Source organism: Streptoalloteichus hindustanus (genome assembly GCF_900129375.1).
Classification (GTDB): Bacteria; Actinomycetota; Actinomycetes; order Mycobacteriales; family Pseudonocardiaceae; genus Streptoalloteichus; species Streptoalloteichus hindustanus.
In genome coordinates, this window is sequence record NZ_FQVN01000014.1 from 1 (window position 1) to 14774 (window position 14774).

At 68.2% G+C, this 14774-nt stretch carries 17 protein-coding genes; 9 read left to right on the forward strand and 8 right to left on the reverse strand.

The window, feature by feature from the left end; translation table 11 throughout:
* Positions 1 to 153 precede the first annotated feature (153 nt).
* The 3 genes from BUE43_RS28565 to BUE43_RS28575 form a co-directional block, all read right to left on the reverse strand.
* Complete coding sequence (locus BUE43_RS28565; protein ID WP_073489275.1) at positions 154 to 819, reverse strand: HAD-IA family hydrolase; 666 nt, start codon at positions 817 to 819, stop codon at positions 154 to 156.
* Between the two features lie 63 nt (positions 820 to 882).
* Positions 883 to 1449 carry a GNAT family N-acetyltransferase gene (locus tag BUE43_RS28570; RefSeq protein WP_200797701.1) on the reverse strand — a complete coding sequence of 189 codons (567 nt, stop codon included), beginning with the start codon at positions 1447 to 1449 and terminating at the stop codon, positions 883 to 885.
* 44 nt (positions 1450 to 1493) lie between these two features.
* Positions 1494 to 1985 carry a GNAT family N-acetyltransferase gene (locus tag BUE43_RS28575; protein WP_073489277.1) on the reverse strand — a complete coding sequence of 164 codons (492 nt, stop codon included), beginning with the start codon at positions 1983 to 1985 and terminating at the stop codon, positions 1494 to 1496.
* A 164-nt stretch (positions 1986 to 2149) separates the two neighbouring features.
* On the opposite strand from BUE43_RS28575, the gene BUE43_RS28580 reads away from it, so the two are divergent.
* A complete protein-coding gene (locus BUE43_RS28580; RefSeq protein WP_073489279.1) occupies positions 2150 to 2755 on the forward strand; it encodes a TetR/AcrR family transcriptional regulator in 606 nt (201 codons plus the stop codon).
* Between the two features lie 23 nt (positions 2756 to 2778).
* On the forward strand, positions 2779 to 3498 hold the full coding sequence (locus BUE43_RS28585; protein ID WP_073489281.1) for a GAP family protein: 720 nt from the start codon (positions 2779 to 2781) through the stop codon (positions 3496 to 3498).
* A gap of 196 nt (positions 3499 to 3694) precedes the next feature.
* Here BUE43_RS28585 and BUE43_RS28590 read toward each other — a convergent pair whose 3' ends face one another.
* On the reverse strand, positions 3695 to 3919 hold the full coding sequence (locus tag BUE43_RS28590; RefSeq protein ID WP_143174455.1) for a hypothetical protein: 225 nt from the start codon (positions 3917 to 3919) through the stop codon (positions 3695 to 3697).
* A 329-nt stretch (positions 3920 to 4248) separates the two neighbouring features.
* Here BUE43_RS28590 and BUE43_RS28595 point away from each other — a divergent pair, with 329 nt between their 5' ends.
* Positions 4249 to 5394: a PLP-dependent cysteine synthase family protein gene (locus BUE43_RS28595; protein WP_200797702.1), complete on the forward strand. Its 1146-nt coding sequence runs from the start codon at positions 4249 to 4251 to the stop codon at positions 5392 to 5394.
* Positions 5391 to 6671, forward strand: coding sequence for an MFS transporter (locus BUE43_RS28600; protein WP_073489285.1), 1281 nt, complete (start codon positions 5391 to 5393; stop codon positions 6669 to 6671). Before BUE43_RS28595 ends, BUE43_RS28600 begins: the two co-directional genes overlap by 4 nt.
* Before the next feature lie 56 nt (positions 6672 to 6727).
* Here BUE43_RS28600 and BUE43_RS28605 read toward each other — a convergent pair whose 3' ends face one another.
* From BUE43_RS28605 to BUE43_RS28620, 4 genes are all read right to left on the reverse strand, one after another.
* Positions 6728 to 7210, reverse strand: coding sequence for a beta-class carbonic anhydrase (locus tag BUE43_RS28605; RefSeq protein WP_073489288.1), 483 nt, complete (start codon positions 7208 to 7210; stop codon positions 6728 to 6730).
* 331 nt (positions 7211 to 7541) lie between these two features.
* Positions 7542 to 8741 carry a M20 family metallopeptidase gene (locus BUE43_RS28610; RefSeq protein WP_234995980.1) on the reverse strand — a complete coding sequence of 400 codons (1200 nt, stop codon included), beginning with the start codon at positions 8739 to 8741 and terminating at the stop codon, positions 7542 to 7544.
* The gene (locus BUE43_RS28615) at positions 8722 to 9510 is read right to left on the reverse strand and encodes a helix-turn-helix domain-containing protein (RefSeq protein WP_143174456.1); all 789 of its coding nucleotides are present in this window, start codon (positions 9508 to 9510) and stop codon (positions 8722 to 8724) included. Before BUE43_RS28615 ends, BUE43_RS28610 begins: the two co-directional genes overlap by 20 nt.
* Positions 9511 to 9612: 102 nt before the next feature.
* A complete protein-coding gene (locus BUE43_RS28620; RefSeq protein WP_073489294.1) occupies positions 9613 to 10131 on the reverse strand; it encodes a hypothetical protein in 519 nt (172 codons plus the stop codon).
* 250 nt (positions 10132 to 10381) lie between these two features.
* Between BUE43_RS28620 and BUE43_RS28625 the strand changes: the two genes are divergently transcribed.
* The 5 genes from BUE43_RS28625 to speD are packed head-to-tail and all read left to right on the forward strand — an operon-like array spanning position 10382 to position 14511.
* Positions 10382 to 11491, forward strand: a complete 1110-nt coding sequence (locus BUE43_RS28625) for an NAD(P)-dependent oxidoreductase (RefSeq protein WP_200797703.1) — start codon at positions 10382 to 10384, stop codon at positions 11489 to 11491.
* Positions 11488 to 12276, forward strand: a complete 789-nt coding sequence (locus BUE43_RS28630; protein WP_073489298.1) for a hypothetical protein — start codon at positions 11488 to 11490, stop codon at positions 12274 to 12276. Before BUE43_RS28625 ends, BUE43_RS28630 begins: the two co-directional genes overlap by 4 nt.
* Complete coding sequence (locus tag BUE43_RS28635) at positions 12273 to 13007, forward strand: class I SAM-dependent methyltransferase (RefSeq protein WP_073489494.1); 735 nt, start codon at positions 12273 to 12275, stop codon at positions 13005 to 13007. Before BUE43_RS28630 ends, BUE43_RS28635 begins: the two co-directional genes overlap by 4 nt.
* A complete protein-coding gene (locus BUE43_RS28640) occupies positions 12968 to 14116 on the forward strand; it encodes a hypothetical protein (protein ID WP_073489300.1) in 1149 nt (382 codons plus the stop codon). The genes BUE43_RS28635 and BUE43_RS28640 overlap by 40 nt, the downstream gene beginning before the upstream one ends.
* A gap of 17 nt (positions 14117 to 14133) precedes the next feature.
* A complete protein-coding gene (gene speD, locus BUE43_RS28645) occupies positions 14134 to 14511 on the forward strand; it encodes an S-adenosylmethionine decarboxylase (RefSeq protein WP_073489302.1) in 378 nt (125 codons plus the stop codon).
* Positions 14512 to 14774 lie beyond the last annotated feature (263 nt).

Consider the following 14774-nt stretch of genomic DNA (forward strand, 5'->3'; position numbering starts at 1 on the left):
GTCGAAGATGTTCAGACGAGCGTCCACTGTGCACTCCTTGCCGATGCGGTGGGTACACCTGTCTGACGGGACAGCGAGGCGGGATGTGACAGGCCCGGATGTGGCCTGCGTCTCACCTGCTCCCCGGCTCGCCCGATGCCTCCGGCGGAACGGCTAGTGCCGGGACCGCGGCCCGGGGGAAGTCACGGTGAGAACGCCGGACCCCAAGGTGATCTCCCGCAGGGACGGGACGACCACGTCCGCCGCGGTGAGCTCCTCCGCCGCGTGCGTCGTGGTCACGGCGACGACGGTCGCGCCGGCCGACTTCCCGGCCTGGATGCCGACGGGGGAGTCCTCGAAAACCACACACCGCTCGATCGGCACGCCGAGTTCGCGCGCCGCGAGCCGGTAGCCCTCCGGATCGGGCTTGCCCGCGCTGACGGACTCGGCCGTGACCACGACGTCGGGCAGGGACAGTCCCGCAGCGCCCGTGCGCGCGGTGACCAGCGGCAGGATGCCCGAGGTGACCACCGCCCACGGCAGGCGGTGCGGCCCGTCCAGCGCGGCGAGCAGCTCGGGGACGCCGGGGCAGGGCGTCACGTCGGCCAGGTCGGTCAGTTCCAGCGCGTCGAGGCGGGCCACCGCGGCCTCGATCTCCTCGGCCGGCAGGAACATCGCGATCGTCTCCTCTGACCGCCGTCCCTGGCAGACCCGGAGCACGGCTTCGACGTCGAGCCCGTAGCCCCGCGCCCAGGTTCGCCAGGCGCGCCGCACGGCGGCGTCCGAGTCGACCAGGGTGCCGTCCGCGTCGAACAGCAGGGCAGCACAGGTGATCTCCATGCCCTGGAGCCTATGCCGTCGTGGCGAGTGGGGTCGGGTGACGGCGTTCGCCGCCCCGGTGGTTCACCCCGCCAGCCTCAGCACCGCCTCGACCTCGTTGTCGTAGGACACGCCCGTGCGGACGAAACCCAGGCGCTCGTAGAACTTCTCGGGTCCGTCCTCGGCGTCGACGTAGCTGGTGAACAGCTCGCGGTAGCCGCGCGCCCGCACTTCCCGCGCCACGTAGTCGAGGGTGCGTCGGGCGAAGCCCATGCCCTGGAAGGGGGTGGCGATCATCAGGCGCCAGAGGTAGGCGCCCTCGCAGTCGATGCCGTCGTCCCAGTCCGCGCCGTAGTGGAGCATGACGAAGCCGACCGGTGTCTCGTCGGCGTAGACGGCGCGGAACCAGGAGTTCTGCGAGCAGAAACCCTCGGCGAGCGAGGTGCCGTTGTCGGCGACCATGTACCGCTGCCGCTCGGACAACGTCCTGCTGAGCGCGCAGACTTCGGGGACGTTGAGGGCGGTGACTCGCCTCAGGGTGACTTCGGAGTCCCGCGTCACGGGTTCCGTCGATACGAGTTCCGCCATCGCGGAATCCTCCGACACCGGGTCCGTTGCCACCGGGTCCGTGGTCACCGATTCCGTCGTCATGGGCCGCTCCTGTCGCGTCGTGATGACCCGATCCCGGGACCGGGTCAGTCCTTCAGTGCCAGGACCACTTCGGGTTCGTCGCCGTAGTGGTCGCCCGTGCGGACGAAACCCAGGCGCTCGTAGAACTTCTCCGGGCTGCCCTCGCCCTCGGCGAAGCTGGTGAACAGCTCGCGGTAGCCGCGTGAGCGCACTTCGCTGGTCACGAGGTCGAGGGTGCGTCGGGCGAAGCCCATGCCCTGGAAGGGAGTGGCGATCATCAGGCGCCACAGGTAGGCGCCGTGGCACTCGACGCCGTCGTCCCAGTCCGCGCCGTAGTGGAGCATGACGAAGCCGACCGGTGTCTCGTCGGCGTAGACCGCGCGGAACCAGGCGTTCTGCGAGCAGAAACCCTCCGCGATGGAGAGCGCGTTGTCGGCGACCATGTTCCGGTGTTGCTTGGACAGGGTCTCGCTGAGCGCGCTCACCTCCGTGACGTTGAGAGCGGAGATCCGCCGCAAGGAGATCTCCGAGTCCCGGGTCACCCTCGACGTCGTCATTCTGGCTGACTCCTGTCGTCGTGGTCCTGGGCCGAGAGCCCAGAACCGCCGACGTTCGTCCCCGATGTCTTTTTCTGTCATGGCCTTTCTATCAGGCGCCGCGCCCGGGAGAGATCGGGCCGCCCAGGTTGACCCCCGTAAGATTAAGGCCTTAATCTTACGGCGTGCCGCGCCACGCCGATCCCGTCCAACGCCGTCGTCAGGTGGCGGAGGCCCTGTTGCGCGTCGTCGACGCCGAAGGGCTGGACGCCGCGAGCATTCCCCGGATCGCCCGGGAGCTGGGCGCGACGACCGGCCTGGTGCAGACCTACTTCCGCAGCAAGGACGAACTCCTGCTGTTCGCGTTCGGCCACCTCCAGGACCTGGTGCGCGAACGGGTCGCGGCGATCCTCAGCGAGGACACCGACGACAGCCTCGACGGGCGCCTGCTCCGCGTCGCCTGCGTGCTGGCCAGCGCCGACGAGGACGCGCAGGACAGCGAGGGCCGGGTCTGGCTCGCGTTCCTCGCCCGCGCGGCGTTCCACCCGGTGCTGCGCGAACGACACCTCGCCGGCGCGGCGGAGATCCGCGACCGGTTCGAGGAGGCCTTCGAGTGGGCGCGGACGCACGGCCAGGTCGCCGGTGATCTCGACGCCCGGGCCGCGGCCGTCGCACTGGGGGCCTTCGTCGACGGCATCGCGCTCCAGCGCGCCCTTGAGCCGGAGCGGGTGACCAAGGACGTGGCGCGCCGCCTGCTGCACGACCACCTCGCCCGGATCTTCACCGGGTAGCCAGAACCAAACAGGGGGAATGGATGAGCTTGGGACTGGTCCTGTCACTGGCCAGCCTCGCTCTGGTGGACAGCACGAGCATCGGAACACTGTTCATTCCGGTGTGGTTGCTGTTGGCTCCGGGGCGCGTCAGAGTCGGGCGTGTTCTGGTGTACCTGGCCACCATCACGGTCTTCTACTTCGCTGTCGGGCTGCTCGTCGTCTACGGGGCCGGCTCGCTCGCGGACGCGGCGGGTGGGGTGTTGAACAGCCGTGCCGCGCTGTGGGTTCAGCTCTTCGTCGGTGTCGGACTGTTCCTGCTCAGCTACCGCATAGACCCGAACCGCCGCGACAAGAAGGAGAACGGTGGGAACGCGCGGTGGCGTGAGCGCGCGATGTCCGCGTCCTCGTCGGCGGGCTGGCTGGTCGGGCTGGCACTGCTCGCGGGGCTGGCCGAGGTCGCGACGATGCTGCCCTACCTCGGCGCGATCGGCATGATGACCACCTCGAACCTCGGCGCGGCCCTGGTGGCGACGCTGCTCGCGGGGTACTGCCTCGTCATGGTGGCGCCCGCCGGCGCGCTGCTGACCGCCCGCGTCGTCTCCCAGGCCCGGGTCGAGCCGATCCTCCAGCGGCTCAACGACTGGATCTCCAGCAAGGGCGCCAGCGCCACGAGCTGGATCGTCGGCATCGCCGGGTTCCTGATCGCGGCCAACGCCGTCGCGTGGCTGTTCTACCCGGAGTGGATGGCGTCGAAGCGGTAGCCACGGCGCGATGTGTCCATAGTGGACAAAGGTGGGCGGAAGCCGGCAGATGCGGCCGACGCGCTCGGGGCGGCATCGGGTAGTCCCTGCTGACAGTTCCGACGTTGGATGTGGGCTGGTTGGGTGAAGGGTGCCTTCAGCGCACCTTCACGGCACGAACGACCCTCGCTACCATCGGGCTCTCGCCGCCCGAACGTCATGAGGAGCGGTCGTGCACATCGTGGCGCTGGCGGTGCTCGTGCTGGTGCACCTCCTCGGCTGCGGCCCGACCGACGCGGTGCACCTGGTGACGGGTGAGCACGCCCCGACCAGCGCTGCTGCCGCCGCTGCTGCCAGCACTGTTGTCGGCGCTGTTGCCGGCACTCTTCCTGTCGCTGTCGAGCAGCCCGGTCAGGAACCAGGACGCCACAACGCTCCGCATCGCCCGTCGCACCAACGGGAGTCACATCCCCGGTGCGATGTGGGGCCGGCTCCGCCCACTGCGGCGGTCATCGCGTTCTGGATCGCCCTGGTGCTCGCACCCGCGCCACCCCCGGAGATCGTTCCCGCGTCCGTTCCCCTGACCCCTGACGGCACGAACGGCCGCAGAGGCACCGGACGAGAGACGCGGTGCGTCCTTTGTGTCTGGCGGAACTGATCGGCACGGCGCCGGACCGCCCTCGTCGTTGAGCACGACAGCGGTCCGCGCGCGCTGCCCGGTTCCCCTGCCTCCGCGCGTCGTCTCCTGACGCCTGGACTCCTGAAGGACGCATGAACGCCGAAGCAGTCAACGTGATCACGCATGCCCTCGTCCCGTCCCTGCCGTGCGCGTCGCGGGCGCAGCTCGTGCCGCCCCGCTCCTCGGCCAGCCCGACCCCGGCCGGACTGGTCGGCAACACACCGGTCCTGTGGGTCAGCGAGCCGCTGTGCCCGCCGGGACGCGGCTTCTGGGCCAAGCTGGAAGGCCACAACCCGGGCGGGATGAAGGACCGACCCGGGCTCTACATGGTGAACCGGGCCAGGGAACGCGGAGACCTGCGTCCCGGCGCGCCGATTGTCGAGTCCACGAGCGGCACCCTCGGGCTGGGGCTCGCGCTCGCCGGCATGGTGTACGGCCACCCGGTCACGCTGGTCACCGACCCGGGCATGGAACTCACCGTCGAACGACTCCTGACCTCCTACGGCGCACGCGTCGACCGGGTCACCGAGCCGCATCCGACCGGCGGCTGGCAACAGGCCCGCCGCGACCGGGTCGCCGAACTCCTGGCCGCACAACCGAACGCGTGGTGTCCGGACCAGTACCACAACCCGGACAACGTCGCCGCCTACGCGGACCTGGGGCTCGAACTCGTCGCCCAGCTCGGCCGGATCGACGTGCTGGTGTGCAGTGTGGGCACGGGCGGCCACTCGGCCGGGGTGTTCGCCGCGCTGCGGGAGTTCTTCCCCCACCTCAGGCTCGTCGGGGTCGACACCGTCGGGTCGACCATCTTCGGCCAGCCCGCGCGCCCCCGGCTCATGCGCGGCCTGGGCAGCAGCATCTACCCGCGCAACGTGGACTACCGGAACTTCTCCGAGGTGCACTGGGTCGCGCCGGGCGAGGCCGTGTGGGCCTGCCGCGCCCTCGCCGCCAGCCACTACGCCACGGGCGGCTGGAGCGTGGGGGCCGTCGCGCTGGTCGCCGGGTGGCTGGCGCGAAACTCCACACAGGACACCCGAATCGCCGCGGTGTTCCCCGACGGACCACACCGCTACCTCGGCACCGTCTACGACAACGACTACTGCGCGCAGCACGGCCTTCTGGGCGCCAGGCCCGCCAGCGACCCGGACGAGATCACGAACCCGCTGACCACCGAGGTCCACCGGTGGACGCGGTGCGCCCGGGTCGTCGATCCGACCGAGGAGGACCGGCGCCCGTGAAGGGAATCATCGCCCAGGCCCGTTCCCACGAGCGGAGCGTCCAACTCCTGCTGGTCAACCAGTTCACCATCAATCTCGGCTTCTACATGCTGATGCCCTACCTGGCCGACCACCTCTCGGTCGGCCTCGGAATGGCGGGCTGGCTCGTCGGACTCGTGCTCGGGGTGCGGAACCTCTCGCAGCAGGGCATGTTCCTCGTCGGCGGCAGTCTCGCCGACCGGCTCGGCTACAAGCCGCTGATCGTGACCGGCTGCGCGCTGCGCACCGCGGGGTTCGGTCTTCTGGCCATTGTGGACACTCTGCCTACCCTGGTCCTCGCCTCGGCGGCGACCGGGTTCGCGGGAGCGCTGTTCAACCCGGCCGTCCGCGCCTACGTCGCCCACGACGCCGGCGAGCGCCGGGTGGAGGCGTTCGCCCTGTTCAACACCGCCTACCAGGCGGGCATCCTGGTCGGCCCGCTGGTCGGGGTGGTGTTGACCGGGGTCGGCTTCCGGCTCACCGCCGCGACGGCGGCCCTGGTGTTCGCCGCGCTGACGGTGTTGCAGGCACGAGCACTTCCCTCGCGCCGGGCGACCCCGGCAGAGGACCAGAAGTCGATGATCCGGGACTGGCGCGCCGTGCTGGGCAACCGGCCCTTCCTGTTGTTCTCCCTGGTGATGATCGGCTCCTACGTCCTGTCCTTCCAGGTCTACCTCGCCCTGCCGCTGGAGATCCGCCGTCTCGCCAGCGGCACGGACGCCGGAAACGCCGGCGTGGCAGTGCTCTTCGCGTTGTCCGGGCTGCTCGCGATCCTCACCCAGGTTCGCCTCGCGGCCTGGTGCAAGCAACGCCTCCGACACGCCCGGGCCATGAGGCTCGGCCTCACCCTCATGGCCGCCGCGTTCGCCCCACCCGCCTGCGCCGCACTGATCGACCCCGCCCCCGCAGCCGGCTGGCTCGCACAGGCCCTGGCCTTCACCCCGATCGTGCTGAGCGGCCTCCTGCTCACGCTCGGCACGATCGTCCTCTACCCCTTCGAGATGGACACCATCGTGACCATGTCCGAAGGCCGCCTGGTGGCCACGCACTACGGCCTCTACAGCACCTTGTCGGGCATCGGCATCACCCTCGGCAACCTGGGCACCGGCGCCTCACTCGACCTGGCCCGAGACCTCGGCACACCAGGACTTCCCTGGCTCGCGCTCACCCTCCTCGGCGCCATCTGCGTACTCGCCATGACACTCCTCGACAAGTCCGGCCACCTGACCCGCCCCCCAACCCCAGCCCCCACAACCTGACCCACCCGCTGCTGGGTGCCCGGCCTACGCCGGGCACCCACCAGCCCCCGGACGCGTCAGCGCACCCAGTGAAGCGTCTTCGTGTCCACGTCGTAGATCGCGCCCAGGACTCGGGTCTTGTGCGGCACGAACGGGTTCGCCCTGATGCGGAGGACCAACTGCCGCACATCTGTCTCCGCATCGCCGAACGTCTCCAGTGCCCATTCCGGGCGGAACCCGACATCCTGCTCGATCTCGGACAGGAACTCCGCTTCCTTCTCCCACAGCGCTGACATCCCGCACTTGGTGTGGTGGATCAGCAGAATCACCCGCGTCCGCAACTCGCGTTGGCTGATGGCCAGCGACCGGATGACGTCGTCGGTCACGACGCCACCGGCGTTCCGGATGACGTGGGCATCCCCGACCTCGATCCCGAGGATGCTGTAGATGTCCATTCGGGCGTCCATACAGGCCACGACCGAGAGTTCGAGATCGGGAACGCCGTTGGACTCCTCCGCCAACGGCGCTCCGAGCGCCGCCAGACGCGTGAGAACGGGCATGCTGGTCTCCTCCCGTGAAACCCTCCCACAAGTGGCCGGCCAGCCAGCCCAGATACCTCCCTCCAGGGCGAGACCGAAGGAACAGGGATGATCAGGCATCCTTCGGATGGCTAGCGTTATGGCCATCTGTTCCACTCGTTGCGAAGAGTTGTCTCCGCAAGCACGGATGAGTTCAGCCCGTTCTGCTTTCACTGTGAGTCAATGGTTAGTGTCGGGGCGTACAGCGAGGTTGCGACGACCGCCGGCTTCCCGAAGCTGCCGGGTTTCGCCCGCGGCATCGGTGAGGCCCGTCTCGGTGCCCCACATTCGGCGATCGGGTGGCTGACGAGTGTTAAGCGCCCAGCAGTGTGAGTGCCGCAGCGTGGTAGATGGCCTGGACAGTGGGAATCGTGTCCAGTTGGATGCGTTCGTCGGTGCCGTGCAGGCCGATGTAGGCGACGCCGAAGCCGGCGGTGGCGGGGATGCCGAGGCCGGCGAGGTAGTTGCCGATGTTGGACGGCCCAGCGACCTTCGCCTTGACCTCGATCCCGGCGCTGTTGGCGGCATCGAGAAGAGCCGTGCGGAGTCGGGAGTCCTCGGCGAGGGCGTAGGCAGGCCATCGGGTGTCGACCTGGATGAGGGTGGGCCGGGTACCTGGCCAGGCATCATCGACCTCTGCCACGAGACGCTCAAGAAACCGGGCGCCGTCGGCACTGTGGAAGGTAGGAGTGGTACGGATGTCGACGTTGAGCGTGCAGAGGTCCGGAGTGACTGAATAACCTCCGCCGCCCTGGACCGAGGTAACGGTGAGTTTGCCGGTCAGCGGGAATCCGGCGCTCGCGCCGTCGGGAAGCTCAGCAGTGGACAGGGCCCGGATGAGGTCGGCGGCCTTCTCGATGGCGCTGGGGGTGGTCTTGCTGCCACCGGAGTGCGAGGCGACTCCGTGGACGTGCAGCTTGGCCCGGTGCACGCCGCGTCCGCCGACGACGAGCTTGTCCATTCCGGGGTAGCCGATCATCACACCGGCCACGTCATGAGGAGCGTCTGGGCCCTCGAAGTAGCGGCGGGCACCACCGAATCCGCCGGTGTGCTCGTCGACGTCGAACAGCAGCACCATGCTGCCGCGGAGCTGATCGGTGATGGTGGCCAGGCGGGCGGCGATATGGCAGAAGATCGCGGCCCCGGACTTGGAATCGGCGCTGCCACGCCCATAGAGCCAACCGTTCTCGATGACGGCAGCAGTCGGCGCGTGGGTCCAGGCGTGCTCGTCGCCGAAGGGCGCGGTGTCCAGGCAGGCGTCGAGCACCCACCGCGGACCGGGCCGCGAGCCGCTGACTTCACAGGTGAGGCCCACCGTGGCACCGGTGGAGTCCTTGAGCACGGTCGCGGGAAGCCCGCGCTGGGCGAGCCAGCTGCCGATTCGGTCGAGCACCGGCTCGTAGGGGTCTAGACCGCCCCGGCTGGGGATGGCGACCAGGTCACGGGTCAACTCGATCACGGACTCGTGGTCTTCCTTGGCCTCGGCCAGTACGTCATGAATGATCGCGTTCACGACCGGCACCTCCCTCAATCCAGCTACTCTGATGGGTGCCTTGCGTGTAGCTTCGCACGGTAGGTAGGTCGCGTAACGCTTGCTCGGTCTCCACCCTCCGGGCACCCGCGTAGCACTGGCGTGCATGGTCGATCAGCCGTTCGGCCACGCCCGACTCGAACAGCACTCCGGAGTCAAACGCCTCGGACGAGGTCAGCGACGGGATCGGCACGACGGCGGCGGACTCCGATGCGCAGAAGAAGCGCTCCGGTGTGCGAAGGTCGTCATCGACGATGCCGATGTGCAGCGTCTTCACCCCGAGGCTCCGGTCGTGGGGGTCGCGAATGGTAACCAGCCGAAGTAGGTGCTCTCTGAGCACCGGGTGGCGGGGTGGTCCGAACAGCACCCGGTAGTGCACCAGCTCGGGTCGTTCGGAGAGTACAGCCACGATCGTGTCCAGGTAGGTTCCGTCGCGGGACCGGGATCCCACGACCGCCAAGTACTGCCGGGCGTCGCGCACGACCTCAGTCATCGCCTCGCGCAGATCGTGGTGCCCAACCAGCAGCCGCGGGGTCTCCGACGCGGCGGTCAACTTCTGGTCTTGGTGCGCGAACAGCACTTCCGGGGGTTGACCGAAGTAGTCGGAAAGCACCTTGCGGTACTTGATGCTGGTGATGTGGACGCCGCGCTCCCAGCCGGACAGCATGCTCGGCGTCACTCCGGACGAGCCCTCTTTCGACTGGTGGTCCAGGTCTTCGCACAGCTGCTCCAGCGTGGCGGGAATCGCCAACCTGGCTTGCCGCAGTGGGGACATGCCCTGGACGCCGGTCGGGCTCTTCGTAGTGCGTCGACGCCCGGCCATCGCGATCCCTGCCCTTTCTCGTGACGGTGATCAGGCTACCGAGGCAGGATGCTGAATGATCAGCTCGCGCACCACGTCGACGGAGGTGAGCTTGGTGCAGACGCCAACCAACGCGGGGTTGCGGTCGACGAGGGTGTAGCCCTGCGGTGGGTGGAAGGAGCCGAGTATCCCGGTCAGCTCCTCGGCGGTGAACCCGGGGTACTCGCGCACCTGCCGGATCGGGATTGCGAAACCGCGCTCCAGGTCCTTGAGGTACTCGTAGACGGACTTGCCGTTGCCCACGTGGGCCTGCTCGGCGATGTCGGCGATCCGGCGGGGTGTGTCCACGACGGCGGGGGCAAGGTCGATCACTGCGGCCAGCTTCGACACCGGTGCGGTGAGGTAGACGAACCATGTGGTGGGCCGGTCCGCGAGGTATCGGCGGCGGAACTCGTGCCGCTTCAGCCTTTGCCAGATCAGCTCGTAGTACTCCGGGTTGAGCGACATCAGCACCCGCTCGCGCTCCACGGGGAGATCCAGGTCGGCGGCACCGAACAAGTCGTCTTGCACTCGCAAGCTCCTCATCATGATCACGCCACCAGCGGTCGGCGACTCGCTGAGGCAACGCAGTGTAGTCACCCGGATGCTTGTGGCTCTGTTCTGACGTCTCTCCTGCCTGTTCACCAGGACATTCGGCGGGCCCGTGAACAACGGATCGACAAGCGGTGATCACGGACCGCGCACGCGATGATCTGGCTCTGCGGATCACGGTGCGTGACGCTTCCAATGCGACGAGTACGGCAGGCTATTGGAGGCTCGGATGCACAGCTCCGCCGCGCACGTTATCGGCTTCCCCCGTGAGTCCACGCCCGGCGACCGACGCACGCTGCTCACCCCGACCGTGGCCTGTGCGCTGCGCGAGGGCGGGTTCGAGGTCGTGACGGAGCCCGGTATCGGTGCTGGGGTGTTTTGTGGCGATGCCGACCTGGCCGCCCAGGGAGTGCGGTTCTCCGATCCTGAGGAGGTGTGGAACGCACCGCTGGTGCTGCGCTACAAGAACACCAGTGCTGGCGACCTGGCCTGCCTGCATCCCGGGCAGTCAATAGGTGCGCTGTTCCATGCCGAGGGCGACCGGGCTCTGCTGTCCGCCTTGGCCAGCAGCGGGGTTAGCGCGTACAGCTACGAGTTCGTCGAGGAGGGCGGCCGCTTTCCGCTGGCTGCGCCGGGCGGGGAGATCGCCGGTATCCAAGCAGTTCTCGTTGGATCGCAAGCACTACAGACTGTCCACAATGGACGCGGCGTGCTCCTGGCGCGCGTTACTGGCGCCGCCGCGCCCCGCGTCGTGGTGATCGGCTGCGGCAACGTGGGCTCGGCCGCGGCGCGAACCGCCGCGGCGCTTGGCGCGGAGGTCACTGTGCTGGTGCGGTCGGAGACGTCAGCAAACCGCTATCTGCCAACCGTGCCGCGGGGCGTGCGGGTCACGGTCAACACGCCCGAGTCCCGCCATAGCGCGCTGTCCGGAGCGGACCTTGTGATCGGGGCAATCCTGGTATCCACCTTCGACACCCCGCCGATGATCACGGAAGCCGACCTGCGGGAGATGAAGCAGGGCGCGGTAATCGTGGACGCCACTTGCGGTTACGGGGATGGCTACCTTCCCACCGCTGGTCCGGTACAGCGACCTGGTGACGCGCCGCAGGTAGTCCAGGGCGTGCTGCACGTCAAGCTCGACGCGCTCCCGGCACTGGTTCCCGTCACTACGACCGAGGCGTACACCGCCAACGCCGCTCCCTACCTGGTGCGGCTCGCCCGCGTCGCCCTACTTGATGCCGCTGATCCGGCGATCGAGTCGGCGCGAATCGCCCAGGAGGGCCGTTTGGTGCACCCGGTTTGCCGCCAGCACGCCGTATTCCACGGGATCCCGGCGTGATCACCCCGAGTTCCGCCGCGGTGGTGGCCTCCTACGACGGGCGGGCCAGGTTCGGTCGCACCGAAGTTGCGGCAGTTCGCCGCCCGCGCCTCCTGCGAGGGCTGCTCGCCACCGCTGCTCACGTCGCGGAGATCCCTTGTGGGGCAGGGCATTTCCTCTCCAGCTACGCCCGCACGTCGGTCGCGGCGACCCTGGTGGATGCCAGCGCGGCAATGCTCGCCACCGCAGTCGAGCACGCCGTGGAGGTCGGGCAGCGTGCCGAGCGGACGTTCCCGATGCTGGCCTACTGGCAGGAGGTGACGCTGCCCGAAGACGTCGACTTGGTCGTGGTGCCCAACGCCGCGTTGAACCAGCTGGCCTGCCAAGCGCCGTTGACCGACCTGCTTGCCTGTCTGCGTGTGGCCGCGAGTCCAGGCACCGAGGTGCTGGCTCAGGTGGCTTGTACCCATCGTGACGGCGGTGTGGACACCGCCACCTTCTATGACCCGGCCCGGCAGCACCGGGTGTGGTTCGCCGACCGCGGGTTCAAGCCCACCCAAACCAGCGGTGCCGTGCTCCGGCGACGCCGCCAGCATCGCGACGGCAACCGGCTGCACATCGAGTTCGACTACCGCGACGGGACGGGGACCAGCATGCACTCCAGCACGGTGGAACTGGAGCTGTTCACCGCAGCTCGGTTGGCCGAGGCGTTCACCTCAGCGGGGTTCGGGCATGTCCGGTTCTTGCCAGGCGAGGGCGGGCTCTCCGAAGTCCTCGCGACTGCTGAGGGAGGAGACCGGCTATGAATGGCGCCCAGACCGTGGCGAACGCGGACGCCTACTGGCGGCGCTATTACGCCGAGCGGTTCCGCTTCGGCCTGGCCACTGAGGACATCCTCGCCGTCCTTATGCAGATCCCGCCCATCGACAGCTGGGCGGACCTGGGATCCGGCTCGGAGTCGATGTTGTGGGCCATCGCCCTGCGCGCCTGCCGGTTCGTCGCGGTCGATGCTGACCCACAGCGACTGGAGATCCTTCGGCAGTTCGCCGCCAGGGGCCGACCGCGTGGAGTACACGCCACAGCGCTGCGCCTGTGTGGACGCACCGATTCCAACGCCTTCGAGATGCGTTGCCGATCGCTGTCCGCCGTCGTCCGTGCCGACTGCCTGGCCCAGTCGTTACCTGCGGACCCGCACCTGATACCAGGCTCTTTCGAGCTGATCACTCAGTTCGGACTGCTCGGGTTGTGTCGTGACGCTGAGCACTTCACCACCAGCTTCACCCACCTGCACTTCCTGCTCACGCCTGGCGGCTGGACGGCCGGCGCGAACTGGGTCGCCCGCGACTCCCGTGGGCGCGTCGAGCTGACCGAGCAGTTGTACCGGAACGCCGCCACCCGCGCGGGTGTGAACCTGCTGCTGCTCAAAAAGATCACCAGTGCCGACCCTGACTTCCCCGCCGTGTGGATCTATCTTGGCCAGACAAGGAGGACACCCCTGTGCCCCCCACCGCCCAACCTCCATCGTCGAGTGAGCTGATCTTCGCTCCCGTCGGGATCGCGCACCTCACCCGCGACAACGCCGATCTACTGCGGGGTGCGGCCCGTGGCAAACAGCGGCTGCGAATCACCACGGCGGCACAGCTCAACGGTACCCCGCACATTGGCACCGTCGTCACCGTGCTGTCCGTGTTCGCCATCGCGGCCCATGCCCGCGAGGCGCTTGACCTGCCGGCCACGGTCATATTCGACGCGCTTGACAACGCCCCGGCAGAGCAGATCGAGATCGACGGAGAGATCTACACCCGCACTGTTGGTGACCTCATCGACACCGGCCAGCTCGACCGAGCGAACCGGATCTCGGGGTTCGAGCGGCTGCTGCGGTGGGCGGCGGCTCGCTCAGATGTCCGGTACGAGTTCCGTCCCTACTCGATCTACCAGGGGCTACCGCCCGTGCGGACCTGCCTATACACCATGGCATCTCGTCTGGAGGACTTCCGATCGATCGTGGCCCCGTCCGATGGGATCGTGCGCATTCGGCCGCGCTGTCCGGAGTGCCGTCTGATGGAGAAATCGGCGAAGAACCTGACCATCTCCGCAGGCGATGGAGTTGTCCAGCTCGACTCGCTCTGCCCGGTTCACGGTCGGTACCAGGAGATCATCGACATCAGCGGTTCGGATGGCTGGTACGACGCGAACACTCCGGTCCGTTCTATCCAAAAAGGGTTCCTGCTCTCTGCAGAACGTGAGTTGTACGAGGCATGCTCGGTGTCGGTCGACGGTGCTGATTGGGGCGGGGCCTGGCACGCCCATGTCCTCGCACCGGCACTGACGACACTGGGGATCCCAGCGGCCAACTGGCCAGTCAGCATGTTCACCCCGCTCGTCCTGGATCGCAGCGGCGGCAAGCTGTCCAAGACCCTCTACGTCCGCTACGGCCCCGCCTACGCCGACCTGCCTGAGGCGTTCCTCAACCTCGACGTCCTGCTCGACCAGTACGGCGACGGCACCTTCGACGCGATCTGGACCGAGATCACCCGCTGGGCCGCCGAACCTCGCCGGCTGCACCGCGCCTACACGGTCGACTACCTCGCCGACCTGATCCGCGCCTCCGCACACAACGCGATCCTCAACCGACACACAGCCTGACTTTCAGGAGGTGCCTCTTGATCCACGCCGTCTACGACGTCACCCACTGCACCATCCCCAACCCTGAACTCGCTGAGCTGATCGAGGCCATGCGTCACACTGCCCACTGCCTAGGCTGCAGTGTCGTCGGCGAGCTACCCGTCCTTTTCCAGCCGCACGGTGCCACATGCGTCCTCGTGCTCGCCGAGTCCCACCTGACCGTCTCCACTTGGCCCGAACACCACCTCGCGCACATCGACCTGTTCACCTGCCGTGCGGACATCAATCCTGAACAGGCCATCGTGCCGATCTTGGCCATCCTCGGCGGGGGCACCGTGCACGGTCAGCGGATTCATCGCCGCGGCCCAAACAGCGCCGCAACCGGGACGGATCCAGCTGTGATCGGTGTCCATTGAGCTGATGCCCGGCATGACTAACGCGGAGCCGGTCCTCATTCCGGCTCCGCCCGGTCCTGGGTCTCCCGCAGGGCTGTGTGAGCGGGTGGGCAGGGGATGAGGCCCCCAACGGCGGGGGCCTCCGGCGGCGGGGCCGGACCGGTGTCTCGACAACAACGGCCGGCCTCGTCGTCCACCCAAAACTGTCCATCTAGGACCGGAGGGTTTCGTGATCGAGTTCGTGAGCAGGCTGATGAGGTACGTGGCACCGAGGCGAGCGGTTG

What these genes read in the sequence shown, in the direction of transcription:
- BUE43_RS28625 (WP_200797703.1), top strand. Translation starts at nt 10,382, where the DNA reads ATGCACAGCTCCGCCGCGCACGTTATCGGCTTCCCCCGTGAGTCCACG.
- BUE43_RS28595 (WP_200797702.1), top strand. Translation starts at nt 4,249, where the DNA reads ATGAACGCCGAAGCAGTCAACGTGATCACGCATGCCCTCGTCCCGTCC.
- BUE43_RS28575 (WP_073489277.1), bottom strand. Translation starts at nt 1,985, where the DNA reads ATGACGACGTCGAGGGTGACCCGGGACTCGGAGATCTCCTTGCGGCGG.
- BUE43_RS28590 (WP_143174455.1), bottom strand. Translation starts at nt 3,919, where the DNA reads ATGCGGAGCGTTGTGGCGTCCTGGTTCCTGACCGGGCTGCTCGACAGC.
- BUE43_RS28585 (WP_073489281.1), top strand. Translation starts at nt 2,779, where the DNA reads ATGAGCTTGGGACTGGTCCTGTCACTGGCCAGCCTCGCTCTGGTGGAC.
- BUE43_RS28635 (WP_073489494.1), top strand. Translation starts at nt 12,273, where the DNA reads ATGAATGGCGCCCAGACCGTGGCGAACGCGGACGCCTACTGGCGGCGC.
- BUE43_RS28565 (WP_073489275.1), bottom strand. Translation starts at nt 819, where the DNA reads ATGGAGATCACCTGTGCTGCCCTGCTGTTCGACGCGGACGGCACCCTG.
- BUE43_RS28605 (WP_073489288.1), bottom strand. Translation starts at nt 7,210, where the DNA reads ATGCCCGTTCTCACGCGTCTGGCGGCGCTCGGAGCGCCGTTGGCGGAG.
- BUE43_RS28570 (WP_200797701.1), bottom strand. Translation starts at nt 1,449, where the DNA reads ATGACGACGGAATCGGTGACCACGGACCCGGTGGCAACGGACCCGGTG.